The sequence below is a fragment of the Mesorhizobium sp. M7A.F.Ca.AU.002.02.1.1 genome (assembly GCF_003998535.1).
GTDB lineage: Bacteria > Pseudomonadota > Alphaproteobacteria > Rhizobiales > Rhizobiaceae > Mesorhizobium > Mesorhizobium ciceri.
The window spans coordinates 1-1350 of the sequence record NZ_RZPB01001162.1; the positions used below are offsets into that span (position 1 = coordinate 1).

1 protein-coding gene is annotated in these 1350 nt (G+C 65.9%); it reads left to right on the forward strand.

Annotation, left to right across the window (positions count from 1 at the left end):
- Positions 1-1350 (forward strand): ABC-F family ATP-binding cassette domain-containing protein (locus EN879_RS36105; protein ID WP_164774844.1); only part of this gene is annotated, 1350 nt, incomplete at both ends.

Consider the following 1350-nt stretch of genomic DNA (forward strand, 5'->3'; position numbering starts at 1 on the left):
CCTTGATGGGATAAAACTGACCTTCGGCGGCACGCCGCTGCTCGATGGCGCCGCCTTGACGGCTTCGGCCGGCGACAAGATCGCACTGGTCGGCCGCAACGGGTCCGGCAAGTCGACCCTGCTGAAGATCGCCGCCGGCCTGATCGAGCCGCAGGACGGCGAAGTGTTCCGCCAGCCTTCGGCGACCGTCCGCTATTTGCCGCAGATGCCCGACATGGAAGGTTTTGCCACTGTCCGCGCCTATGTCGAGGCCGGGCTTGGCCCCGCCGACGATCCCTACCGCGCCAGCTATCTGATGGAGCATCTCGGCCTGTCGGGTGAGGAACGTCCGAACGACCTGTCGGGCGGCGAGGCGAGGCGCGCCGCCCTTGCCCGCGTCATGGCGCCGGAGCCCGATATCCTGCTGCTCGATGAGCCGACCAACCATCTCGACCTCTCGGTCATCGAATGGCTGGAAGAAGAACTCATCCGCACCTCCTCGGCGCTGATCGTCATCTCGCACGACCGCCGCTTCCTCGAACGCGTGTCGCGCGCCACGGTCTGGCTCGATCGCGGCCAGACCCGCAGGCTGGACAAGGGCTTCGGCCATTTCGAGGAATGGCGCGACCTGGTTCTGGAGGAAGAAGAACGCGAGCAGCACAAGCTCGGTCGCCAGATCGTTCGCGAAGAGCATTGGCTGCGCTACGGCGTGACGGCGCGGCGCAAGCGCAACATGCGCCGGCTCGGCGAGTTGCAGACCATGCGTCAGCGTTTTCGCGGTCATCGCGGGGCCGAAGGGTCGGCGATCATGGTGGCGAGCGACGCCACCGAGTCCGGCAAGCTGGTGATCGAGGCGAAAAACATCGAAAAGAGCTTTGGCGATCTCACCGTGGTCAAGGCGTTTTCGACCCGCATCCAGCGTGGCGATCGCGTTGGCCTGGTCGGGCCGAACGGCGCCGGCAAGACCACGCTCTTGAAAATGCTGACCGGCGAGATGAAGCCGGACGCCGGCTCGGTGCGGCTCGGCACCAATCTGGAGATCGCCACGCTCGACCAGAAGCGCGAGGCGGTCGACCCGCAGGAGACGCTGGCACAATATCTCACCGATGGGCGCGGCGAAAACCTCGTCATCAATGGCGAGCAGCGCCACGTGGTCTCCTACATGAAGGATTTCCTGTTCAAGCCCGAGCAGGCGCGCACGCCGGTGCGCGAGTTGTCCGGCGGCGAGCGGGCGCGGCTCTTGCTGGCGCGCGTGCTGGCGCGGCCCGCAAACCTTCTGGTGCTCGATGAGCCGACCAACGATCTCGACATGGAGACGCTGGAACTGCTGCAGGAACTGGTCGCCGGTTTCGCCGGCACCGTCATCCTGGT